Below are 24,023 nucleotides of genomic sequence, written 5' to 3'. Positions count from 1 at the left end.
CATGGTAAGCCGCGCGGAACGTGGGCCTCTGGCCGATTGGTTCTGGACCATCGACCGCTTCTTCCTGGCGATGTTCATCTTTCTGATGGGCATCGGATTCATGCTGTCATTTGCGGCATCTCCTGCGGTCGCCGAACGCATCGGGCTCGAGCCTTTCCACTTCGTAAAGCGCCATGCCGCCTTCATGATCCCCTCGATCGGCGTCATGCTCGGGCTGTCGTTCCTGACGCCGCGCCAGGTGCGACGAACCGCGATCCTGATCCTGATCATCTCGGTCGCCATGATGGTGCTGGTGCTGTTCGTTGGGCAGGAGGTCAAGGGTGGCAGGCGTTGGATCTGGATCGCCGGCCTTTCCATCCAGCCATCGGAATTCATGAAGCCCGCCTTCGTCGTGGTCTGCGCCTGGCTGTTTGCCGAACATGCGCGCCAGCCGGAGATCCCCGGCAATCTCTTTGCCATCATTCTGTTCGGGATCGTCGCAGCCCTTCTCATCGCGCAGCCGGACCTCGGCCAGACCATCCTGACCACGGCCGTCTGGGGTGGGATGTTCTTCATGGCCGGCATGCCGTGGATCTGGATCATGCTGCTCGGCATCGGCGGCGCCGGCGGCCTGCTCAGCGCCTATTACGTCTTCCCGCACGTTGCGTTGCGTATAGACAAATTCATGACCGGCGAAGGCGACACGTTCCAGATCGATACGGCGCGCGAGGCGATCATCCGCGGCAGCTGGTTCGGCCAAGGGCCGGGCGAAGGCATCGTCAAGCGCATCATCCCGGATGCGCATACCGACTTCATCTTCTCGGTCGCGGCCGAGGAATTCGGCATCGTCTTCTGCATGGCGCTCGTTGCGCTGTTTACCGTTCTGGTGCTGCGCGGCCTCTCGCATGCCTATCGCGAACGGAATGACTTCAACCGCTTCGCCGTCGCCGGCCTGGTGCTGCAGATGGGCATCCAGTCGATCATCAATATCGGCGTCAATCTCGAACTGTTGCCGGCGAAGGGCATGACGCTGCCGCTGATTTCCTATGGTGGCTCGTCCATGGTGGCGATCTGCGTCACCGCCGGCTTCATCTTGGCGCTGACCCGCCATCGACCGGAAAAACGCGCGCAGGACCGGAGCCTCTTCCGCGTCCCGCACGGCATGCCGGCGGAGTAGAAGACCATGAGCAAAGGCATCGTGCTGCTTGCCGCCGGGGGGACCGGCGGCCATGTGTTCCCGGCGGAGGCGCTGGCCTTCAAGCTGAAGGAGCGCGGCTATTCGGTGCATCTCGTCACGGACAGCCGGGCCGAGCGTTATGCCGGCAAGTTTCCGGCCGAGGAAATCCATGTCGTGCCGTCGGCAACGATCGGCTCGAAGAACCCGGTTGCTGTCGCCCGCTCGCTGTGGACGCTCTGGAGCGGCATGCGGGCGGCAAAGAAGCTGATTCAGCGGCTGCGGCCTATCATTGTCGTTGGTTTCGGTGGTTATCCCACCGTGCCGCCGCTGCTTGCCGCCACCCGGCTCGGCGTGCCCTCGATGATTCACGAGCAGAATGCCGTGATGGGGCGCGCCAACAAGGCCTTGGCAACCCGCGTGCAGGCCATCGCCGGCGGGTTCCTGCCGGAGGGAGGCGCTGCCTTTCCAGACAAGACGGTGACGACGGGCAATCCGGTCCGCCCGGCGATCATCGCCGCGGCCGAGGTGCCTTACATGCCGTCGCATCCGGGCGAGGCCTTCAACCTCGTCGTCTTCGGCGGCAGCCAGGGCGCGCAATATTTCTCCAAGGCGCTGCCGACGGCGATCAGCCTGCTCGACGAGGCGCTTCGCGTGCGCCTGCGCATCACCCAGCAGGTGCGTCCCGAGGATATGGACATGGTCAGCGGCTGCGTCGCCAAGCTGGAGATGGGGGCCGATATCGCCCCCTTCTTTACCGACATGGCCGAGAGGCTGGCGAAAGCGCATCTCGTCATCTGCCGTTCGGGCGCCTCCACCGTTTCGGAAATCTCCGTCATCGGCCGGCCAGCCGTGCTCGTCCCTTACCCGCATGCTCTCGATCACGACCAGGCGGCGAATGCGGCGGCACTCGCTGCGACCGGCGGAGCGAAGGTGATCGCCCAGTCGGAGCTTTCGCCGGAGAAGATCGCGGCGATCCTGACGGCTGTCATGAATGATCCGGAAAAGCTTTCGCACATGGCGGCGGCGGCGAAACGCGCCGGGAAACCCGATGCCGCGAACTTGCTTGCCGACATGGTTGAGGCTATTGCCGCCAGACGGACAATTGCGGAATTCAAGAGGACACGCGCATGAAACTGCCGAAGACGATCGGCCTCGTCCATTTCATCGGCATCGGTGGCATCGGCATGAGCGGCATTGCCGAGGTGCTGCACAATCTCGGCCACAAGGTGCAGGGATCGGACCAGGCTGACAGCGCCAATGTCCAGCGCCTGCGCGACAAGGGCATCGAGGTGTTTGTCGGTCACCGGGCCGAAAACCTGGGCGAGGCCGAAGTCGTCGTCGTGTCGACGGCGATCAAGAAGAGCAATCCGGAGCTCATCGCCGCGCGCGAAAAGCTGCTGCCGGTGGTGCGCCGCGCCGAAATGCTGGCCGAGCTGATGCGCTTCCGCAATGCGATCGCCATCGGCGGCACGCATGGCAAGACGACGACCACCTCGCTGGTCGCCACACTGCTCGAAGCCGGCGGGCTCGACCCGACCGTCATCAATGGCGGCATCATCAATGCCTACGGCACTAATGCCCGCATGGGTGAGGGCGAGTGGATGGTGGTCGAGGCCGACGAATCGGACGGCACCTTCCTGAAGCTTCCGGCCGATGTCGCGGTCATCACCAATATCGACCCGGAACATCTCGACCATTACGGCAATTTCGACGCCGTGCGCGCAGCCTTCCGGCAGTTCGTCGAGAACGTGCCGTTCTACGGCTTCGGCGTCATGTGTCTCGACCATCCCGAGGTACAGTCGCTGGTCGGCCGCATCGAGGACCGCAAGATCATCACCTATGGCGAGAACCCGCAGGCCGACGTGCGCTTCAAGAATGTGCGCATCGACGGCACGCGCTCAATATTCGACGTCGAAATCCGCCGCCGCCGCACCGGCCAGGTGATCGAGCTCAAGGGGCTGGTCATGCCGATGCCGGGGCGCCATAATATTTCCAACGCAACGGCGGCGATCGTCGTTGCCAACCGGCTCGGCATATCGAGCGCCGATATCGCCAAGGGACTTGCCTCCTTCGGTGGCGTTAAGCGCCGTTTCACGCTGACCGGCGAGTGGAACGGCGTGCAGATATTCGACGATTACGGCCATCATCCCGTCGAGATCAAGGCGGTGCTGCGCGCCGCCCGGGAATCCTGCAAGGGGCGTGTCATCGCCGTCCACCAGCCGCATCGCTTTAGCCGTCTTGCGAGCCTGTTCGAGGAATTCGCCGCCTGCTTCAACGATGCCGACAGCATCTTCCTGGCACCCGTCTATGCGGCCGGCGAGGATCCGATCGAAGGCATCGATTCCGTGTCGCTGGTCTCACGCATAAAATCCGGCGGCCATCGCGACGCCCGCTTTATAAACTCGGCGGAGCTTTTGCCGCAGATGGTCGCGGAGGTTGCAAAGCCTGGCGATTTCGTGGTTCTGTTGGGGGCTGGGAGCATCACATCCTGGGCGGCGGCGCTGCCCAAGCAACTGGAAGGCCTATCGGGAAAGTCCGTATGAAACAGGTGAATGGGGAAAAGCTTCTCGCGTCTCTCGGAGACGGTGTAAAGGATATCCGCGGCCGTATCACGCCGGATGCCCCGATGGACCGTGTCACCTGGTTCAGGGCCGGTGGCCTGGCCGAGCTGATGTTCCAGCCGCATGACATCGACGATCTCATCGCCTTCCTGAAGATATTGCCGGAAGAGGTGCCGCTGACGGTGGTCGGCGTCGGCTCCAACATCCTGGTACGCGACGGCGGTATTCCCGGCGTCGTGCTGCGCCTGTCGGCCAAGGGGTTCGGCTTCGTCGAGCTCGCCGGCGAAAACCGCATTCTGGCCGGCGCCATCTGCCCGGATAAACACGTGGCGGCGATGGCGATGGACAACGGCATCGGCGGCTTTCATTTCTTCTACGGCATTCCGGGCGGCATCGGCGGCGCGGCGCGCATGAATGCCGGCGCAAACGGCGTGGAGACGCGCGAGCGGCTGATCGAGGTCCATGCGGTCGACCGCAAGGGCGACAAGCACGTGCTTTCCAATGCCGAGATGGGCTATTCCTACCGGCATTCCACAGCATCGACAGATCTGATCTTCACCTCGGTGCTGTTCGAGGGTTATCCGGAAGAGCGCGCACAGATCCGCGCCGAGATGGACGCCGTGCGCAATCACCGCGAGACGGTGCAGCCAGTGCGCGAAAAGACAGGCGGCTCGACCTTCAAGAACCCGCAGGGCCATTCGGCCTGGAAACTGATCGACGAAGCGGGCTGCCGCGGTCTCGTCATCGGCGGCGCGCAGATGTCGGCGCTTCACTGCAATTTCATGATCAACATGGGGCAGGCGACCGGCTACGACCTCGAATATCTCGGCGAGCAGGTGCGCCGCGAGGTCTTCGAGAAAGACGGCATCAAGCTCGAATGGGAAATCAAACGTCTCGGCGTCTTCATGCCCGGCCGCGAAGTGCGTCCGTTCCACGGTGTGACGAGCGAGTAACGGTTACTTCACCGCAAGCTTCAGGCCTTCGCGCGCCGTGACGAGGGGCGACCAGCCAAGCACGCCGCGAGCGTGGGATATATCGACCTGCAGGGAACCGCAAAGACGCTGGTAGACTGCGTCCTTTCCCGTGACCCTCGCGCCCATCTGCAACAGGGCGGGGGGGAACGGGAGCAACATCGGTTTGACACCCAGCCCTGCGGCAATCCCTTCGATAAGCCCGGGAGTCGAAAGATCTTCTCCATCGCCTGCGAGAAAGGTCTGGCCGGCTGCGCCGGGATGCTTCATCCCGGCGATGATCAGATCGACGAGATTTGGAAGCGCAACCAGTGTCCGGCGGTTCTTCAGCGACGCGAAAGGGAGCGGTATCTTCTTCCTGACCAGTCCGACGAGCAGGGCGAAGTTGCCCCGCGCGCCGGGTCCATAGACGAGCGGCGGGCGAATGACGACGACTTCCATGCCTGTTCGGGCGGCGATTTCCTGCAGCCCGATTTCAGTTTCCAGTTTCGAGATGCCATAGGGATCGATCGGCATTGGCGTATCGTCGTGCCGGAAGGGGCGATCGTTTTCCTCGCCATTGACCTTGATGCTGCTGATGAAGACGAACCTTTTTACGCCTGCGCGGGCGGCCTGTTCGGCGAGGTTCAACGTGGCGGCGGTGTTGATCCGGCGAAATTCCGCAAGCGGATCGGCTGCGCGGTCGTTCATGATGTGAACACGAGCGGCGAGATGGACGATGACATCGATACCCTCGAGAACCGCTGTCCAATCGGTTTCGCTTGTTATCTCGATGGGGAAATGCCGCACAGATGTCGGGAAGCTGGCGGCTGCAGATCGCGTCGTCACTGCAAGCTCGCATATCCGCTCTCCATGCAGTCTCTCGACGAGTGGTCCACCGACAAAGCCGGCTGCGCCGGTAATGAGGCATCGCATGATCTGTTCCCCGTTTTGCCGTGAGTGCTCGGGTTAACCGGAAGTGCTCATGGCATCAATACAAAAGCCGCGACGTTAGCCGTCGCGGCTTGTTGTTCACTTGCTACTCGAGGTTCAGACTTCCTCGCGGCCCGACAGCTGGATGCAGACCAGCGAGATTACGGCCGAGGCGGCGAGATAGTAGCCGACATAGTCCAGGCTGTAATGGGTGGCGAGCCAGGTGGCGATATAGGGAGCGAGCGAGGCGCCGAAGATGCCGCCGAGGTTGAAGGTCATCGAGGCGCCGGTATAGCGCACCGTGGTCGGAAAGGGGGCGGCCAGGGCAGCGCCGATCGGACCATAGGTGAAGCCCATCAAGGCGAGGCCGATGATCGAGCACAGGAAAGCGCCTGTGAGGCCGCTGGTCAACAGCGTCGCGTAGAAGAAGCCGAAGATCACGATGGCAATTGTCGTCAGCGTCAGGATGATGCGGCGCGAATAGAGATCGGAGAGCCAGCCGGAGAGCGGGATTGTCAGGCCGAAGAAGACGACGCCGACAAGCTGGACGACCAGGAACTGCTCTCTCGTATAACCGAGCCCGCCCTTTTCCAGAGGTGTCGTGCCCCAGGAGAGCGTGAAGACCGTCATCAGGTAGAACAGCACGAAGGTCGCGACGGCAATGAAGGTGCCGAGGATCAGGCTGCGCAGATGGTTGCGGAAGACCACTTCGATCGGCACGGCGACGCGCTCGTGCTTTTCGACGGCTTTGCGAAATTCCGGCGTCTCGGCGATCTTGAGGCGGACATAGAGGCCGACGGCGACAAGGGCGAGGCTGGCGATGAAGGGAATGCGCCACCCGTAATCGAGGAAATCCTCGTTGCTCATCGTTTCCGCCAGGATGAGGAAGAAGCCGGAGGAGAGGATGAAGCCGATCGGCGCGCCCAGCTGCGGGAACATGGCGTACCAGCTGCGCTTGCCGGGAGGAGCGTTTTCGGTGGCAAGCAGAACGGCGCCGCCCCATTCGCCGCCGAGGCCGAGGCCCTGGCCGAAGCGGCAAAGCGCCAGCAACAAGGGTGCTGCGATGCCGATCGCATCATAGCCCGGCAGCATGCCGATCAGGACCGTCGAAAGCCCCATCGTCATCAGCGCGGCGACGAGTGTCGCCTTGCGGCCGATGCGATCGCCGAAATGACCGAAAATGACGGCGCCGATGGGGCGGGCGAAGAAGGCGATCGAGAAAGTGACGAGCGACTGCAGCGTTGCGGCGTTCGAATCGCTTGCCGGGAAGAAGAGATGCGGGAAGACGAGGACGGCTGCCGTCGCGTAGACGTAGAAGTCGAAGAATTCGATGGTAGTGCCGACAAGGCTGGCGATGAGAACGCGAGCCGGGGAATTGACTTGCGCGCTGTTCGAGGCGGGACTCGGCGATGCGGAGATCGCGTCTGTCATTTTCATTCCAATCAGTATTTTTATGGAGCGCCTGGGGAGGCTGGCGGGTCTTAACGCAATTTCAGGTCTGAGAAAACGTCTCCTCGCGCCGCACTTGCTGCATCTCCACCCGTTTCTTGATCCTTGCCTGGAGCTTGCCGCGGCAATGTCCGCGCGCTTGACCGGAATCAAATTGTAACGGATTCATTTAAACTCTTGGTTGAGGTTATGGAGGCGAGCATGCAAAAGAGTCTAGTTGCTGAGTTTCTCGGCACGTTCTGGCTGGTCTTCGGCGGATGCGGCAGCGCCGTGCTGGCCGCGGCCTATCCCGAGCTTGGGATCGGTTTTCTCGGCGTAGCCTTTGCGTTCGGTCTGACGGTGCTCACCATGGCCTATGCCGTGGGCGGCATTTCGGGCGGTCATTTCAATCCCGCCGTCTCCCTCGGCCTTACGGTTGCCGGACGGTTTCCCGCGGCGCGTCTCGTTCCCTATGTCGTCGTGCAGGTTGTCGGCGCCATCGCCGCGGCGGCGCTGCTTTATCTCATCGCCAGCGGCAAGGCAGGTTTCGAACTCGGCGGCTTTGCTGCCAACGGATATGGCGATCATTCTCCAGGCGGTTATTCACTGCTTTCGGCGCTGCTGATCGAAGTGCTGCTGACCATGTTCTTCCTGATCATCATCTTGGGGTCGACCAGCAGCCGGGTGCCTGCCGGCTTCGCGCCGCTTGCGATCGGCCTCGGGCTGACGCTGATCCATCTCGTTTCTATCCCCGTGACGAATACCTCGGTCAATCCGGCGCGTTCCACCGGCCAGGCGCTTTTCGTTGGCGGCTGGGCGCTGCAGCAACTCTGGCTGTTCTGGATTGCGCCACTTGCGGGCGGCGGGCTCGGCGGGCTCGTGTGGAAATTCCTCGACGACGCCGACTGACTGCAAGATACCGAGCTATCCCCTTGAGCCCGCGCGGTTTTTCCGCGCGGGCTTTTCTGTTTTCGCGGATCGGCGGGCATCTTCGCTCCGACACTCCCGAAGAAGCGAAGGTTAAAAAATCAAGGGCGCGGCAATACGAAGTTAACGAAAGTAAACACTTCATTAACCATAATGATGCTCTAATGCACCCAGGTCGGACAAAGGCCTGAAACGGCGCAGACAGCTTCGCGCAAGCGTCGATTTCGAAAATGGAAGTTATTTTTTGGGGGTGTTGATGAGTCGCAAGCATGTCGCTGTCCTGATGGGCGGATTTTCCTCGGAAAGGCCCGTCAGCCTTTCCTCGGGAAAGGCTTGCGCAGAAGCCCTCGAAGCGGAAGGCTTCGACGTGACGCGCATCGACGTTGCGCGCGATGTCTCGGAAAAGCTTGCCGCGCTGAAGCCGGATGTGGTCTTCAATGCTCTTCACGGTCCGTTCGGCGAGGACGGCACCATTCAGGGCATCCTCGAATATCTCGAAATCCCCTATACGCATTCGGGCGTGCTTGCCTCGGCGCTTGCGATGGACAAGGCCAAGGCGAAGCGTGTCGCCGCTGCCGCGGGCATTCCGGTTGCCGAATCGCAGGTGGTCAACCGTTTCGCCTTTCCCTCGACGCATCCGATGAAGCCGCCCTATGTGGTGAAACCCCTCCGCGAGGGGTCGAGCTTCGGCGTCGTCATCGTCACGGAAGATCAGGCGCATCCGCCACAGATCGTCAGCTCGCCCGAGTGGCGTTACGGCGAGGAGGTGATCGTCGAGCGCTATGTTTACGGTCGCGAACTCACCTGCGGTGTCATGGGTGAAACTGCGCTCGGTGTCACGGAAGTGGTGCCGCAGGGACACAATTTTTATGATTACGACTCCAAGTATGCGGCAGGCGGTTCAAAACACGTCATCCCCGCGAAAATTTCACCGAATATTTACCAAAAAATACAAACATTGTCCCTAAGGGCGCATCAGGCAATCGGTTGTCGCGGCGTCAGTCGGTCCGACTTTCGTTACGACGATCGTTTCTCCGAAGACGGCGAAATCATCTGGCTGGAGGTCAATACCCAGCCAGGTATGACTCCAACCTCGCTCGTGCCCGAAATGGCCGGTCATGCCGGCTATTCATTTGGTCAGTTTCTCCGGTGGATGGTGGAGGACGCGTCTTGTTTGCGTTGACGGTCAAGAGGATAGGGCGCCCCAGCCATCATGCCGTGCTTCCGATCGTGGAAGCCGAAGAGCGGTTCGTGCTGCCGCGCCCGCTGCGCCGGGTCACGCGCTTCCTGATCAGCCTCTGCAGCGGCCGCATCCACATTCCGGTTCATACGGGCACGGTCTCGGCGCTCGTTTTCTTGGGTGCGACAGGGCTTTACGGCATGTCGCTCGGCGGTCACACGGAAGCCGTCGCGCAGGCGACAACAACGGCCGCGGGTTTTGCGATCGAGGACGTCAAGGTCTCCGGCAATTCGGAGACCTCCGAAATCGAGATCCTGCAGCTGATCGGCCTTGACGGCACGACCTCGCTGGTTGCGCTCGACGTCGATGCCGCCCGCAGGAAGATCGCCCATCTTCCCTGGGTCGAAAGTGTCGAGGTCCGCAAGATTTATCCGAAAACGATCGAAGTGAAGCTCAAGGAGCGCCAGGCCTATGCGATCTGGCAGCACGGACAGGAGCTTTCCCTGATCGAGAAGAACGGCAGCGTCATTGCGCCGCTGCGCGACAACAAGTTTTCGGCGCTGCCGCTCGTCGTCGGCCGCGATGCCGAAACGGCGGCGGCTTCGCTCGACGACGCCTTCTCGAAGTGGCCCGACGTGAAGGCCCGCGTGAAGGCCTATGTCTGGATATCAGGCCGTCGCTGGGACCTGCACATGGACAACGGCGTCGTCGTCAAGCTGCCGGAAGATGGTATCGACCAGGCACTGGCGACGCTTTCGAAGTTCGACAAGGAGCACCAGCTCCTGGAGCGGGACATTGCCGCAGTCGATCTCAGACTGTCCGACAGAACCGCGATCCAGCTGACGCCGGAGGCGGCGGTCCGCAGGCAGACGGCAGTGACGGAGCGTACGAAAGAATTGAAGAAGGCGGGGCAGAATATATGAGCTTGTTCGGTTCATCCCATTTCGGATTGCCGCGCCTGAAGCCGCTTTCGTCGAAGCGGTCACATGTCGTTTCGGTGCTCGACATCGGCTCGACCAAGGTCGTCTGCATGATCGGCCGGCTGACGCCGCGAGAGGAAAGCCAGATCCTGCCGGGCCGCACGCACAATATCGAGATCATCGGCATCGGCCACCAGCGTTCCCGCGGCATCAAGACTGGCGTCATCGCTGATCTAGACGCGCTGGAAGGCGTCATTCGCCTTGCCGTCGACGCGGCGGAGCGCATGGCGGGACTGACCGTCGAAAGTCTGATCGTCAACCTGACGGCCGGCCGCCTCGGCAGCGACATCTACACCGCGACGATCGATCTCGGCGGCCAGGAAGTCGAGCTCAACGATCTGAAGAAGGTGCTGTCGGCCGCTTGCCAGCAGTCGCTGCGCCAGGACCGTTCGGTGCTGCATTCGCTGGCGACCGGCTTCTCGCTCGACGGCGAGCGCGGCATCCGCGATCCGCTGGCGATGTATGGCGATGCGCTCGGCGTCGACATGCATGTGGTGACGGCGGAGCGCTCGGCGCTGAAAAACCTCGAGCTTAGCGTCAACCGCGCGCATCTGTCGGTCGAGGGCATCGTCGCGACGCCCTATGCATCGGGCCTTGCTGCTCTCGTCGACGACGAGGTCGAGCTCGGCTGCGCGGCGATCGACATGGGCGGCGGCACGACGACGATCTCGGTCTTTGCCGAGGGCAAGCTCGTCCATACGGATGCTGTCGGCCTCGGCGGCCATCACGTCACCACCGACCTGGCGCGCGGCCTTTCGACCCGCATCGAGGATGCGGAGCGGCTGAAGGTCGTGCACGCCTCGGCCCTTTCGAATTCCTCCGACGAGCGCGAGCTGATCTCGATTCCGCCGATCGGCGAGGATGATCGCGACCAGCCGTCGCAGGTGCCGCGGGCACTGGTTTCGCGTATCGTGTCGGCCCGAATCGAAGAAACGATGGAACTGATCCGCGACCGTATCCAGCGCTCCGGCTTCAGCCCGATCGTCGGCAAGCGCGTCGTGCTGACCGGCGGGGCGAGCCAGCTGACCGGCCTTGCCGACGTGGCACGGCGCATCCTTGCCCGCAACGTCCGCATCGGACGTCCGATGGGCGTTTCGGGGTTGCCGACGGCGGCCAAGGGCCCGGCTTTTTCGACGGCCGTCGGCCTGATGATCTATCCGCAGGTCGCGGACATGGAGACACATGCGTCACAGAGCGGTCTGCTCATGTCGCTTGGGGGAAATAACAGCCGCATAGCCCGCATGGGCCAGTGGCTGAAGGAAAGTTTCTGAAATTGAGTAATTGGCCGGCGTGGCGATGCGGCCAGAGAGAGAAGGAACAGGTACCATGACCATCAAGCTGCAAAAGCCTGACATCACAGAGCTGAAGCCGCGCATCACCGTGTTCGGCGTTGGCGGCGGTGGCGGCAATGCCGTCAACAACATGATTACCGCCGGCCTCCAGGGCGTCGACTTCGTCGTCGCCAACACGGATGCGCAGGCGCTGACGATGACGAAGGCTGAGCGCATCATCCAGCTCGGTGTCAACGTCACCGAAGGCCTCGGTGCCGGCTCGCAGCCGGAAGTCGGCCGCGCGGCCGCCGAGGAGTGCATCGACGAGATCGTCGATCACCTGAACGGCACGCATATGTGCTTCGTCACCGCCGGCATGGGCGGCGGCACCGGCACAGGTGCTGCTCCCGTTGTCGCGCAGGCCGCCCGCAACAAGGGCATCCTGACGGTCGGCGTCGTCACCAAGCCGTTCCATTTCGAAGGCGGGCGTCGCATGCGTCTGGCCGAGATGGGCATCCAGGAACTGCAGAAGTCTGTCGATACGCTGATCGTCATTCCGAACCAGAACCTCTTCCGCATTGCCAACGACAAGACGACCTTCGCCGATGCCTTCGCCATGGCTGACCAGGTTCTCTATTCGGGTGTTGCCTGCATCACCGACCTTATGGTCAAGGAAGGCCTCATCAACCTCGACTTCGCCGACGTCCGCTCGGTGATGCGCGAGATGGGCCGCGCGATGATGGGCACCGGCGAAGCCTCGGGCTCCGGCCGCGCGCTGCAGGCCGCAGAGGCTGCGATCGCCAATCCGCTGCTTGACGAAACCTCGATGAAGGGCGCTCAGGGCCTGCTGATCTCCATCACCGGCGGTCGCGACCTTACCCTTTTCGAAGTCGACGAAGCCGCGACCCGCATCCGCGAGGAAGTCGATCCGGACGCCAACATCATCCTCGGCGCCACCTTCGACGAATCGCTCGAAGGCATCATCCGCGTCTCGGTCGTCGCAACCGGCATCGACCGGGCGATGAACGAAGCCGCCGAGCGGAACCTCCAGCCGGCAGCAAGGCCGGTTATCCGTCCCTCCGCGGCTGTTGCTCCGGCAGCGGCCGCAGTTCAGCCTGCCCCCGTGATGCAGGCACCGAAGGCCATGGATCCGATCGCGCAGACCATCCGCGAAGCCGAGATGGAACGCGAGCTCGAAATTCCGGCCCCGCGTGCTGCCGCACCGCTGCAGCAGCCCGTAGTACAGCAGGAAACCTTCCGTCCGCAGAGCAAGATCTTCGCGCCTGCACCGGAAGCTCTGGCAATGCGTCCGGCACCGGTGCAGCAGCAGGCTCCGGCGCCCGTCATGAGCCAGCCGGTCATAAGCCAGCCGGTTCAGCAGCAACCGGTCCGGCAGGAGCCGATCATCCGCCAGGCGCCCGAACCGATGCGCATGCCGAAGGTCGAGGATTTCCCGCCTGTCGTCCAGGCCGAACTCGACCACCGCACGCAGCCGGCCTCCGCGCATGCGGCAGAGGAGCGCGGTCCGATGGGCCTGCTCAAGCGAATCACCAATTCGCTGGGCCGCCGTGACGACGACGCCGTTGCCGCCGATATGACCGCCGCACCGCCGGCCGCTTCGCAGCAGCGCCGTCCGCTGTCGCCGGAGGCAAGCCTCTACGCACCGCGTCGCGGCAACCTCGACGACCAGGGCCGGGCAGTTCCGCAGGCCCGGATGATGCAGGAAGACGACCAGCTGGAAATCCCGGCATTCCTGCGTCGCCAGTCGAACTGAGTGCGTGCTTCGGCACCGTTCATGCCCGGGATCAAGGTCCCGGGCATTGCTGTTTTTCAGCCTGCGATTCGCGAGCAATTTCAATCGCGTGACTTCGTAACAAAGCGAAAGAAACAGTGATTTGGATTGGAGCGCCGGCGCACGTAAGTATGGTGCAAGGAAACTGCCCTAGGAGACCTTTCGACAGACTCCTTCTGCAGAATGAACGATGACCGCGCCGATCGGACAGACCGCCGGTACGGAAGAATAAAAGGCAGATTTTATGGCAATTGGCTTGCTGGGTTTTCAAACGACGGTATCGCGTCCCGTGACGCTTTCGGGCATCGGGGTGCATTCGGGCGCTGACGTCTCGATCACCCTGAACCCGGCTGAATCGGACACCGGCGTCGTTTTCCAGCGCCTGCATGATAATGGCGACATTACCGAACTCAAGGCTGTTTCCTCGCAGGTCGGCAATACCGACCTCTGCACCGTGCTCGGCTTCTCACCCGCCCATTCGGTCGCGACGATCGAACATGTCATGGCCGCCGTCTATGCGCTCGGCCTCGACAATGTGGTGATCGAGGTGCAGGGCTCCGAAATGCCGATCATGGACGGCAGCTCGCTGCCCTTCGTCGAGGCGATCGAGCAGGTCGGTCTCGTCTCGCTCGGTGTCAAGCGCCGTTATATCCGTATCACCAAGCCGGTGCGAATCGAGCATGGCGGCTCGTGGAGTGAATTCCGTCCCTATGATGGTACGCGCTTCGAAGTCGAGATCGATTTCGACTGCCCGCTGATCGGCCGGCAGAAGTGGGCCGGCGACATGACCGCCGCCGTCTTCAAGACCGAACTTTCCCGCGCCCGCACCTTCGGCTTCATGCGCGATGTAGAGCGTCTCTGGGCGTCGGGCCATGCGCTTGGCTCCTCGCTTGAAAATTCAGTCGTCATCTCGGACGACAACACCGTCATCAATGTCGAAGGTTTGCGTTACGCCAAGGACGAATTCGTCCGCCATAAGACGCTCGATGCCGTCGGCGATCTGTCGCTTGCCGGCGCCCAGTTCATAGGCTGCTACCGCTCGTATCGCGGTGGTCACAAGATGAATGCCAATGCGCTGAAGGCGCTGCTCGCCGATCCCTCCGCCTACGAGGTTGTGGAGACGTCGACGCCACGCCAGCGTGTCGCTGCCCGCGAACTGATCGCAGTCAGCGCTTCGGAATTCGCTCCCTGGTCGGCATGACCTCCAGCATATTCTCAAGACCAGGCCGCCTCTTTCCCGGAGGCGGTTTTTTTATGTCCGGCCGTGTCTGCGGCAATAGACCGATGCTTGGCCGCCCCAGGTCGGGAAGAAGTTGAAAAGCCGATCATTCTTCGGCTGCTGCCACAAAAATGCGTTAATGCCTTATCATTGCGTTGCTCTTGATGCACATTTGTGGCTAGAAACGCCAGCGAGGCGTGGCTGCCGTGGAGAGAGCGGCAGCAGTGGGGTTCTTTCGAATGGGTTATGCAGGATCTGAAGGTATGATGAAGACAGCGCGCGCCTTGTTCGCATCGCTTCTGGTGCTCAGCGCAGGCGCCTCGATCTCTGGTTGCCAGTCGGACCCCGATATCGACATCACCAAGCTCGGCCTCGAAACCGATCCGCCTGACGAGCTCTACACCCAGGGCCTTGCCAATATGAAGGCCGGCAACATGGCGGAAGCAGGGCGCAAGTTCGACGCGATCGACCGCGAAAACCCATTCTCCGAATGGGCGCGCAAGGCGCTTGTGATGAGCACCTTCGTCAAATACCGCCAGGGCCGCCTGGACGATGCGCTTGCTTCCGGCAACCGCTACATGTCGCAATATCCGAAGTCCCAGGATGCCGCCTATGTGCAGTATCTCATCGGTCTCACCTATTCCAAGCAGATCGTCGACGTGACGCAGGACCAGCGCGCCTCGGCCAAGACGATCGAGGCGATGCAGGCCGTCATCGACAATTATCCGAACTCCGAATATGTCGATGACGCACAGGCCAAGATCCGCTTCGCGCGTGACCAGATCGCCGGCAAGGAAATGCAGATCGGCCGCTACTACATGGAGCGGAAGGAATATCTCGCCGCGATCTCGCGCTTCCGCATCGTCGTCGAGAAATATCCGAATACGAACCAGATCGAAGAGGCCTTAGCGCGTCTCGTCGAAGCTTATTACGCCATGGGCATTGTCGACGAGGCGCAGACAGCCGCTGCCGTTCTCGGTCACAATTATCCCGACAGCCAGTGGTATGCTGATTCCTACAAGCTGCTGCAGAGCGGCGGTGCCGAGCCGCGTGAAAACAAGGGCTCGTGGATCGCAGCAGCGGGCAAGAAACTTCTTCTCGGTTCCTGAGGCCAATGCTGATCCAGCTTTCGATCCGCGATATCGTCCTGATCGAGCGGCTGGATCTTGCCTTCGAGACCGGCCTCTCCGTGCTGACGGGCGAGACCGGGGCGGGCAAATCCATCCTGCTCGACAGCCTGTCGCTGGCGCTCGGTGGGCGCGGCGACGGCGACCTGGTGCGCCATGGCGAGGATAAGGGCCAGGTGACGGCGGTGTTCGACGTCGGCATGCAACACGGCGCCCGCACACTCCTGCGTGAAAACGGCATCGATGACGAGGGCGACCTGATTTTCCGCCGCCAACAATCGGCGGACGGGCGCACCAAGGCCTATGTCAACGACCAGCCGGTCAGCGTGCAACTGATGCGCCAGGCCGGTCAGATGCTGGTCGAAATCCACGGACAGCACGACGATCGCGCCCTTGTCGACACCAATGCTCACCGCACTCTGCTCGATGCTTTCGCCGGTCTCACCGACGAGGTTTCGGAGGTCTCCCGGCTCTATCGCCTGTGGCGCGACAGCGAGCGGACGCTGAAGAAGCATAGGGAGAGGGTTGAAAGTGCTGCGCGCGAAGCCGACTACCTGCGCTCTTCGGTCGAGGAGCTCGAGAAGCTCTCGCCGCAGGATGGCGAGGAGGAAGAGCTCGCTGATCGCCGGCAGAAGATGATGAAGGCCGAGCGAATCGCCGGCGATATCGCCGAGGCGTCCGAATTCCTGAACGGCAATGCCTCGCCGGTGCCCCATATCGCCTCGCTGGTGCGCAGGCTGGAGCGCAAGAGCCATGAGGCGCCCGGACTGCTCGAAGACACTGTGGCGCTGCTCGACGCAGCACTCGACCAGCTCTCCAACGCGCAGATGGAAGTCGAGGCGGCACTGCGCAAGACCGAATACGATCCGCGCGAACTGGAGCGGGTGGAGGAGCGGCTTTTCGCGCTCAGGGCCGCCTCGCGCAAATATTCCGTTCCCGTCACCGAGCTGCCGGCGCTTGCTGTGCGCATGATCGCCGATCTTGCCGATCTCGATGCGGGCGAGGAGCGGCTTGCTCGGCTCGAAGCCGAGGTCGGCCTGGCGCGGGAAAGTTACGATGCGGCGGCGCGCGCGCTGTCCAACAAGCGCCATCATGCCGGCACTGCGCTGGCCGGGGCTGTCATGGCCGAGCTGCCGGCGCTGAAGCTTGAACGCGCCTGTTTCATGGTTGAGATCAGCACGGACGCGGGGGAGGCGCTCGCCGAAGGCATCGACGTCGTCGAGTTCCATGTCCAGACCAATCCGGGCACGCGACCAGGCTCGATCATGAAGGTCGCCTCGGGCGGCGAACTCTCGCGTTTCCTGCTGGCGCTGAAAGTGGCGCTCGCCGATCGTGGATCGGCCCCAACGCTCGTCTTCGACGAAATCGATACCGGCGTCGGCGGTGCGGTGGCCGATGCGATCGGCCAGCGGCTGAAGCGGCTGTCTGAGCGGGTGCAGGTGCTGTCGGTCACGCATGCGCCCCAGGTCGCGGCGCGGGCCGCGACGCATCTTTTGATTTCCAAGGGACCGTCGGCCGATGGGTCCGAGAAGATCGCCACGCGCGTCGCGACGATGGCGCAGAAGGACCGTACCGAGGAGATCGCCCGTATGCTGGCCGGGGCTTCGGTCACCGAAGAGGCGCGGGCTGCGGCGAAGCGGCTGCTCGCCGGCAACGGCTGATTTTTCTTCTGATGCTCTTTCCGCTTGAGCTGGTGGGATGACAATCATCCTGCGGCGCGATATGCGCTGAAGCTTCCCGATCGGCGGCGAGCTCAAGCCATGCGACTTTTCCATTTCAGCGACGATCCCGGTATCGTAGCGTTCGAGCCACGCTCGGTTCGCGTCCCGTCTGCCCGCGCGCCCGGCCGGGAATGGCTGAACGGTCCGCTCGTCTGGGCAACCGATGCCGATCATGATTTCATGTATCTCTTTCCGCGCGATTGTCCCCGCATCCTGCTCTGGGCGACAGCCGATACGCCGGAGGCCGAACAGCGGCGCTGGCTCGGCGACTGGCGCGCTGTCGCCTACGTCGAGCGCCATTGGCTGGAAAGGCTCGAAGCGGAGACGATCCACCGTTACGAGATGCCGGCCGAGGGCTTCGAGGATCTGGGTGATGCCGGCATGTGGGTGGCCCGCAGACGCGTCATTCCCATGGAGAGGACCGCCATCTCACGGCTCGACCAGGAGTTTGCGCCGCGCGGGGTGGAGCTTCGGGTGGTGGACACGCTGACGCCGCTGAAAGGGCTCTGGGGCACCAGCCTGCATGTCAGTGGCATCAGGCTGCGTAATGCGGGCGATTGGGAATAGCCGGATAGGGCGGTAACAAGGATTCCACGGCATGGAAGTTGGCGCGAAAGCTCACCTCAATCTCCCTCATCCCTGTACTCGTCACAGGGATCCAGCGCGCCCAAGTCGTTGGGCGCGGGAGATTCTTCTTCGTTGAAAGAGAGCTATTCACGGCGCGGACGCGCCGTGGCTGGATTCCTGTGACAGGCACAGGAATGAGGGAGGAGAGGTGAGCAGGCCGATCCTCCCCACGGCGGATACGCGGCCTCTCTTTTCATCCGGAAATTTTGCTCTAAAAAACAATGCAGATTCTCTGGAGTGATGTTCCATGTCCACCGAAGGTTCCACTGTCGACACGTTGACGATCGAAGAGGCTGCCGCAGAGCTCGAACGGCTGGCAAAGGAGATTGCGCATCACGATGCGCTCTACCACGGCAAGGACCAGCCGGAGATTTCGGATGCCGATTACGACGCGCTGAAGCGCCGCAACGATGCGCTCGAGGCTCGGTTTCCCGAGCTGATTCGCGAGGACAGCCCGTCGCGGCATGTCGGCGCAGCACCCTCCGTCACTTTCTCGCCCGTCGTTCATGCGCGGCCGATGCTGTCGCTCGACAACACTTTCTCGCAGGAGGACGTGCAGGATTTCGTCGCCGGCGTCTATCGTTTCCTCGGCCGGCTGCCCGACCAGTCGATCGCCTTTACCGCCGAGCCGAAGATCGACGGCCTGTCGATGTCGATCCGTTACGAGAACGGCAGGCTGGTGACGGCCGCGACGCGTGGCGACGGCACGACGGGGGAGAACGTCACCGCCAACATCCGGACCATCGCCGAGATCCCCAACGAGCTGCCGAAAGGCGTGCCTGCCGTCGTGGAGATCCGCGGTGAGGTCTATATGGCCAAGAGCGATTTCCTGGCGCTGAACCGGCAGATGGAGGCGGAGGGCAAGCAGACCTATGTCAATCCGCGCAACACCGCGGCCGGATCGCTGCGCCAGCTCGACGCCAAGGTGACGGCGAGCCGCAAGCTGAAATTCTTCGCTTATGCCTGGGGCGAGATGTCGGAGATGCCCGCCGATACGCAGTTCGGTATGGTGCAGACCTTCAAGGACTGGGGCTTTCCCGTCAATCCGCTGATGAAACGGTTGAACTCGGTCGCCGACATCCTGGCGCATTATGACGAGATCGGGCTCAAGCGCCCGGATCTCGACTATGATATCGATGGCGTCGTCTATAAAGTCGACAGTCTCGAACTGCAGGCCCGTCTCGGCTTCCGCTCGCGGAGCCCGCGCTGGGCGACGGCGCACAAGTTTCCTGCCGAACAGGCTTTCACGATCGTCGAGAATATCGACATCCAGGTTGGCCGCACCGGCGCGCTAACGCCCGTGGCGCGTTTGACGCCGATCACCGTCGGCGGCGTGGTCGTCACCAATGCGACGCTGCACAACGCGGATTACATCCAGGGCATCGGCAATAGCGGTGAGCGCATCCGCGACGACGAGCACGATATCCGCATTGGTGATACCGTCATCGTGCAGCGCGCTGGCGACGTCATTCCGCAGGTGCTTGACGTCGTCATGGAGAAACGTTCGGCCGAGGCCAGGCCCTATGAATTTCCGAAGACCTGCCCGGTCTGTGGTTCGCATGCCGTGCGTGAAAGACATGAGAAGACCGGCAAGCTCGATTCGGTCACCCGCTGCACCGGCGGCTTCATCTGCCGGGCGCAGGCGACAGAGCATCTGAAGCACTTTGTCTCGCGCAACGCCTTCGATATCGAGGGCCTCGGCTCGAAGCAGATCGACTTCTTCTTCGAAAACGAAGATCCGTCGCTGCAGATCCGCACCGCGCCCGATATCTTCACGCTGGAGGAACGGCAGCTGCAATCATTGACCAAGCTCGAGAATATCGACGGCTTCGGCAAGGTCAGCGTCGGCAAGCTCTATGGCGCGATCAACGAGCGGCGCAGCATTGCGCTCCATCGCTTCATCTACGCGCTCGGCATCCGTCATGTCGGCGAGACCACGGCGAAGCTCTTGGCGCGCTCCTATGGCACCTACGAGGCATTCGAGACGGCGATGCGGGAGGCCGGGACACTTTCCGGCGACGCCTGGAACGATCTCAACGCCATTGACGGTATTGGCGAGGTCGTCGCCCGTGCCATGGTCGAATTCTACAAGGAGCCGCGCAACGTTGCGGTGATTTCGGAGTTGATCAGACAGGTAAAGCCGCAGGAGGCCGAACAGCCGGTGACGGCAGGCAGCCCGGTTGCCGGCAAGACCGTGGTCTTTACCGGTTCACTGGAAAAATTCACCCGCGACGAGGCGAAGGCGCGGGCGGAAACCCTCGGCGCCAAGGTGGCGGGATCGGTCTCGAAGAAGACCGACATCGTCGTCGCCGGCCCCGGCGCCGGCTCCAAGCTCGACAAGGCGCGCGAACTCGGTGTGCAGACGATGGACGAGGACGAATGGCTGGCACTGATCAGCGGGTGAGGGGCTGACGGCAAGCCGCCAGCCCCGTTTGCTCACAGCCTGAGCCGCGCCATCGTATAGGCGTCGACATATTCCCCCGATCGAAAGCCGAAAGCCCTTAGCAGGCCTTCCCGTTCGAAACCGAATTTCCGGTAGAGGCCGATGGCGACATCGTTGTCGGTATAGACGGTCAGTTCCAGCCGTTTGATATCGAGCCAGTCGTCGGCGGCGTCGACCATCGCCCCGAGCAGGATCCGTCCGAAGCCGCGGCCGGTGAAATCGTCATGAACGCCCATGCCGATGCTGGCGACGTGCTGCCTGCGACCGCCGAGGCGGTTAAGGCCGCCATTGCCAACGATTTTGCCGTCCTGGGTGACGACGAGGTTGAGTGCGCCCGGCGACGGGTTTTCCATGTGCTTGCGAACTTCCTCGACCCTCTGGTAGGGCGGCCGCAAGGTGCCGGCCCGGTAGCCCGGCAGATTTATGAGATCGGTGATCTCCTCGGCATCGGACAGGCGGACGGCGCGCACGAGGACGCCATCCGGCAGGCGCGCTCGGCCGCGAGGTTCATTCTCTTCGTTTTCGGACATTCATGCTCTCCATCTGTGTCGGGAGGAGAGCCGGTTTCCGAAAACCCTGCTCGCCTCGGCAGGGTTTCGGGATGATGATCGGATCGCTGCTAACGCGCCATCGCTCCCGCGTACCCTTCAAGGGTCGTGGTGTGATGGATAAGCGCTGCCATGGTTACGGAACCGATCATGGCGGCAAGTTTCGATATGCGGGTTAAAAAGTCAACCATGCGTCGTGTCGAATTTGCGCGGCCGGAAGCGGGGCGGTATTCCTGTTCCCGAAGAAACGATTCGGGTTGCTGATTTGAAGACCATCGCGATTGACTTCGAGACGGCGAACGAACAGCGCGGCAGCGCCTGCTCCGTCGGCCTTGCCTGGATCGAGGAGGGCAGGGTGACGCGCGTCGAGGAGCGGCTGATCCGGCCGCGGGAGATGCGCTTTTCCGGGATGAACATCGCAATCCATGGCATCCGGCCGGAGCATGTCGAAGATGCGCCCGAGTTTCCCGAGGTGATGGACGAGTTCGAGGAAGATTTTCGCGGCGCGACGATGATCGCGCACAATGCTGCCTTCGATTTCAGCGTCTGGCGGGCGAGCCTCGATCTCTACCGGCAATCCTATCCGGAGCTTACCTATCTCTGCAGCCTGAAGATGGCGCAGCGAATCTGGCCGCATTTCCTGTCGCACCGGCTGAACCTGATCGCCGAGCATCTCGGCCTGCGTTTCGTGCACCACAACGCTGCCGAGGATGCTGTGGTCTGCGCGGCCGCGGCGATCGAGATGGCGAAAGCCGTCAAGGCCAACGCCGTTCACGCGATACCGGCGCTGATCGGCATGAGGCCCGGCCGGCTGACGGCGCGGGCCTACGAGCCCTGCACCTGCCGGAAAGGCTGAGCCCTACAGCGAGCCCCATTTCTTGCAAAGCATGGGTGCATGCTTATCTAGAATGCGGATTATTCAGGGAGCCGCCATGTCCAGACTGCGCAATCTTCTCCTCGCCGCGTTTTCCTTCTCCGTCCTTTCCGCAGGTGCTGCCTCAGCCGAAGTCGTCGGCAAGGTCGGGGTCGACTGGATCGGCAACGACATCATTGTCGAGGCGGTCTCCGACCCTGAGGTCAAGGGCATCACCTGTCACGTCACCTATTTCGATCGCAGCCTGATCGACCGGTTCAAGAACGGCAACTGGTTCGAGGACCCATCCAATAATTCCATCGCCTGCCGGCAGACCGGGCCGATCGAGATCGGTAATATCGACCTGTCCAAGGATGGCAGCGAGGTGTTCCGCCAGGGCATGTCGCTGATCTGGAAGACGCTGGTCGTCAACCGCATTTACGACAAGACGAACGACACGCTGATCTATCTCGCCCATTCGCGCGAACTGACCGACGGTTCGGCGAAGATGTCGATCTCGACCATTCCGCTCTATGGCCAGAACGTTGTCTGGAAGAATGGGAAGCCGCAATAAGGCGGGGAGGTTCCGGGGTCTCTCGCGCTTGCGATGAAAGACCCCGCCCCAACCCCTCCCCACAAGGGGGAGGGGCTTAACTTGCCGCACCCGCTTTCCAGATCTTCGACGTTTCGAGATGAACGAGGCGGGCGCTCCGGGTAGTCCCTCCCCCTTGTGGGGAGGGGTTGGGGAGGGTCTTCCTAAAAGCTGATCCGATGCCGCTTTGCTCCTGCATCAAACGAAAAAGGCCCGGACGAGCCGGGCCTTCGAATTCTAGATATGAGTATTCCTCAGGCGGCCTGCGTCAGCTCGTCGGCAATGACCGTGTCGAGGTTCAAGAAGCACACCATGGTCTTTTCGAGCGCGACGATGCCGCGGCAGAAGGCGCGCTGGGCTTCCGGGATGATTTCCGGCGGCGGCTGCAGGTCTTCGCTCTTGATGGTCATCATGTCGGAAACCTGCTCGACCAGCAGGCCGACCAGCTTGCCGGCGATGTCGGTGACGATGATCGCCGAGCGCTCGGAGGGCTCGGTCATTTTCATGCCGAGGCGGCAGGCCATGTCGATGACGGGGATCACCGCACCGCGCAGGTTGATGAGACCCAGCACATAGGGCGGGGTGTGCGGCATCGGCGTCACTGGTGCCCAGCCGCGGATTTCGCGGATGGCCATGATGTCGATGCAGAATTCCTGATCGCCCAGGTGGAACGAAACGATTTCGAGATAAGCGCCCGACTGCTTGATGGCGTTATTGTTGTTCATGGTCAGAATTCTTCCCAGTTGTCCCCGGCGGGAGAGGCGATGCAGAACTGCTGTTAAATATAGATGTGACGGCTTAAGTCTTTCCTAACGATATGTATTTTCAGATTACCCGTCGCTCTAAAGGCAAGCTATTCACAAACATGCCATTTTTGATCCGCGCAGATTCCTGAGGTCGGATTTCGTTGCCGTTGCAGTTTCTATCGGTGAGACAATTTATCACCAGTCAGAAAACATATTCTTGAATTGCGCGCGTCCGGTCGAGGCTATAATCACGCGGGGCAAGGGGTGGGCAGCAGATATCCGCCTGGATCGAGGATCATGCCAATGAAGACATTCCGCATCGCCGTCTGGGTCGGTGTCCTGATACTGGCCGGGTTTCTCGGCGCGTACACGCTCAACCTGACGAAGTCGAAGGACGTGGTGGCGGAGGCTCCCTTCGGCGTGCCTTTCACCCTGGTCTCCCAAAGCGGACAGCCGATCACCGAGCAGGCGCTGCGCGGCAAGCCGACGGCGCTGTTCTTCGGCTTCACCCATTGCCCGGAAGTCTGCCCGACGACGCTTTTCGAGCTGAACGGCTGGATGGAGAAGGTCGATCCGAAGGGCGACAAGCTGCAGGCCTATTTCGTGACCGTCGATCCGGAGCGCGACACGCCTGAGATCATGAACGAATACGTCTCCAACGTTTCCAAGCGCATCATCGGCATTTCAGGCCCGCCTGACAAGATCGCCGAGGTTATCAAGGGGTTCCGCGTCTACGCCAAGAAGGTGCCGGTCGACGAGAAGGATCCGAACGGCGACTATACGATGGATCACACCGCCTCGGTCTTCCTGCTCGATTCGGCCGGGCGGTTTTCCGGAACAATCGCCTATGGCGAAAACCCGGACACGGCGGTAAAGAAGCTGGAGAATCTCGTCAACAAGGGGTGATGGTTTCAGCGTGATGGGGCGTTGGCTCGACCGATGGCGGGCAACGGAAACGGGAAAGACCGC

At 62.1% G+C, this 24,023-nt stretch carries 21 protein-coding genes; 17 read left to right on the top strand and 4 right to left on the bottom strand.

Translation table 11 applies throughout. From position 1 onward, the window contains the following. The first annotated feature begins 1 nt into the window (after nt 1). Genes ftsW through murB form a run of 4 tightly spaced genes read left to right on the top strand, consistent with a single transcriptional unit; the run spans nt 2 to nt 4,670 of the window. Entirely contained in the window at nt 2-1,156 is a 1,155-nt protein-coding gene (gene ftsW / locus C3Y91_RS35375) for a putative lipid II flippase FtsW (RefSeq protein ID WP_012758288.1), read from the top strand. Nucleotides 1,157-1,162: 6 nt separating this feature from the next. Further along, the gene (murG, locus tag C3Y91_RS35370) at nt 1,163-2,287 is read left to right on the top strand and encodes an undecaprenyldiphospho-muramoylpentapeptide beta-N-acetylglucosaminyltransferase (protein WP_075224111.1); all 1,125 of its coding nucleotides are present in this window, start codon (nt 1,163-1,165) and stop codon (nt 2,285-2,287) included. Continuing rightward, complete coding sequence (gene murC, locus C3Y91_RS35365; protein WP_168576363.1) at nt 2,284-3,699, top strand: UDP-N-acetylmuramate--L-alanine ligase; 1,416 nt, start codon at nt 2,284-2,286, stop codon at nt 3,697-3,699. The genes murG and murC overlap by 4 nt, the downstream gene beginning before the upstream one ends. Continuing rightward, nucleotides 3,696-4,670 (top strand): UDP-N-acetylmuramate dehydrogenase, encoded by a 975-nt coding sequence (gene murB / locus C3Y91_RS35360; RefSeq protein ID WP_130655905.1) that lies wholly within the window; start codon nt 3,696-3,698, stop codon nt 4,668-4,670. Before murC ends, murB begins: the two co-directional genes overlap by 4 nt. Before the next feature lie 3 nt (nt 4,671-4,673). Here murB and C3Y91_RS35355 read toward each other — a convergent pair whose 3' ends face one another. Then, entirely contained in the window at nt 4,674-5,603 is a 930-nt protein-coding gene (locus C3Y91_RS35355; RefSeq protein WP_130763638.1) for a UDP-glucose 4-epimerase family protein, read from the bottom strand. A 114-nt stretch (nt 5,604-5,717) separates the two neighbouring features. Then, nucleotides 5,718-7,031 (bottom strand): MFS transporter, encoded by a 1,314-nt coding sequence (locus C3Y91_RS35350; protein ID WP_168576362.1) that lies wholly within the window; start codon nt 7,029-7,031, stop codon nt 5,718-5,720. A 219-nt stretch (nt 7,032-7,250) separates the two neighbouring features. Here C3Y91_RS35350 and aqpZ point away from each other — a divergent pair, with 219 nt between their 5' ends. The 10 genes from aqpZ to ligA all read left to right on the top strand — a co-directional run bounded on the left by aqpZ (nt 7,251) and on the right by ligA (nt 20,276). After that, nucleotides 7,251-7,937 (top strand): aquaporin Z, encoded by a 687-nt coding sequence (aqpZ, locus tag C3Y91_RS35345; RefSeq protein ID WP_130655902.1) that lies wholly within the window; start codon nt 7,251-7,253, stop codon nt 7,935-7,937. Between the two features lie 274 nt (nt 7,938-8,211). Continuing rightward, a complete protein-coding gene (locus C3Y91_RS35340; protein ID WP_018074148.1) occupies nt 8,212-9,138 on the top strand; it encodes a D-alanine--D-alanine ligase in 927 nt (308 codons plus the stop codon). Continuing rightward, nucleotides 9,126-10,058, top strand: a complete 933-nt coding sequence (locus C3Y91_RS35335; protein WP_130763635.1) for a cell division protein FtsQ/DivIB — start codon at nt 9,126-9,128, stop codon at nt 10,056-10,058. The genes C3Y91_RS35340 and C3Y91_RS35335 overlap by 13 nt, the downstream gene beginning before the upstream one ends. Beyond that, nucleotides 10,055-11,386, top strand: coding sequence for a cell division protein FtsA (ftsA, locus tag C3Y91_RS35330; RefSeq protein ID WP_003561012.1), 1,332 nt, complete (start codon nt 10,055-10,057; stop codon nt 11,384-11,386). The genes C3Y91_RS35335 and ftsA overlap by 4 nt, the downstream gene beginning before the upstream one ends. Before the next feature lie 55 nt (nt 11,387-11,441). Continuing rightward, entirely contained in the window at nt 11,442-13,160 is a 1,719-nt protein-coding gene (ftsZ, locus tag C3Y91_RS35325) for a cell division protein FtsZ (RefSeq protein WP_018074150.1), read from the top strand. A 262-nt stretch (nt 13,161-13,422) separates the two neighbouring features. After that, complete coding sequence (gene lpxC, locus C3Y91_RS35320) at nt 13,423-14,379, top strand: UDP-3-O-acyl-N-acetylglucosamine deacetylase (protein ID WP_018483854.1); 957 nt, start codon at nt 13,423-13,425, stop codon at nt 14,377-14,379. A gap of 257 nt (nt 14,380-14,636) precedes the next feature. Next, nucleotides 14,637-15,506, top strand: coding sequence for an outer membrane protein assembly factor BamD (locus tag C3Y91_RS35315; protein WP_174827208.1), 870 nt, complete (start codon nt 14,637-14,639; stop codon nt 15,504-15,506). 5 nt (nt 15,507-15,511) lie between these two features. Continuing rightward, a complete protein-coding gene (gene recN, locus C3Y91_RS35310; RefSeq protein WP_168576361.1) occupies nt 15,512-17,185 on the top strand; it encodes a DNA repair protein RecN in 1,674 nt (557 codons plus the stop codon). A gap of 99 nt (nt 17,186-17,284) precedes the next feature. Next, nucleotides 17,285-17,812, top strand: a complete 528-nt coding sequence (locus C3Y91_RS35305) for a DUF6886 family protein (RefSeq protein WP_168576360.1) — start codon at nt 17,285-17,287, stop codon at nt 17,810-17,812. A gap of 307 nt (nt 17,813-18,119) precedes the next feature. Then, on the top strand, nt 18,120-20,276 hold the full coding sequence (gene ligA / locus C3Y91_RS35300) for an NAD-dependent DNA ligase LigA (RefSeq protein ID WP_168576359.1): 2,157 nt from the start codon (nt 18,120-18,122) through the stop codon (nt 20,274-20,276). A 32-nt stretch (nt 20,277-20,308) separates the two neighbouring features. Here the strand turns inward: ligA and C3Y91_RS35295 are convergent, their stop codons facing one another. Then, entirely contained in the window at nt 20,309-20,845 is a 537-nt protein-coding gene (locus tag C3Y91_RS35295) for a GNAT family N-acetyltransferase (protein WP_168576358.1), read from the bottom strand. 283 nt (nt 20,846-21,128) lie between these two features. Here C3Y91_RS35295 and C3Y91_RS35290 point away from each other — a divergent pair, with 283 nt between their 5' ends. Together C3Y91_RS35290 and C3Y91_RS35285 are read left to right on the top strand one after the other, a co-directional pair. After that, nucleotides 21,129-21,719, top strand: a complete 591-nt coding sequence (locus tag C3Y91_RS35290) for a 3'-5' exonuclease (protein WP_018494798.1) — start codon at nt 21,129-21,131, stop codon at nt 21,717-21,719. A 76-nt stretch (nt 21,720-21,795) separates the two neighbouring features. Continuing rightward, the gene (locus tag C3Y91_RS35285) at nt 21,796-22,290 is read left to right on the top strand and encodes a CreA family protein (protein ID WP_027683758.1); all 495 of its coding nucleotides are present in this window, start codon (nt 21,796-21,798) and stop codon (nt 22,288-22,290) included. A gap of 272 nt (nt 22,291-22,562) precedes the next feature. Here the strand turns inward: C3Y91_RS35285 and C3Y91_RS35280 are convergent, their stop codons facing one another. Beyond that, nucleotides 22,563-23,033 (bottom strand): chemotaxis protein CheW, encoded by a 471-nt coding sequence (locus C3Y91_RS35280; protein WP_003541378.1) that lies wholly within the window; start codon nt 23,031-23,033, stop codon nt 22,563-22,565. A 324-nt stretch (nt 23,034-23,357) separates the two neighbouring features. Between C3Y91_RS35280 and C3Y91_RS35275 the strand changes: the two genes are divergently transcribed. Next, nucleotides 23,358-23,960 (top strand): SCO family protein, encoded by a 603-nt coding sequence (locus C3Y91_RS35275; RefSeq protein ID WP_130664852.1) that lies wholly within the window; start codon nt 23,358-23,360, stop codon nt 23,958-23,960. Nucleotides 23,961-24,023 lie beyond the last annotated feature (63 nt).

The organism is Rhizobium ruizarguesonis, assembly GCF_012349115.1.
GTDB lineage: Bacteria > Pseudomonadota > Alphaproteobacteria > Rhizobiales > Rhizobiaceae > Rhizobium > Rhizobium ruizarguesonis.
The sequence above is the reverse complement of the archived record's forward strand: the minus strand, read 5'-3'. Positions and strand labels throughout refer to the sequence as shown.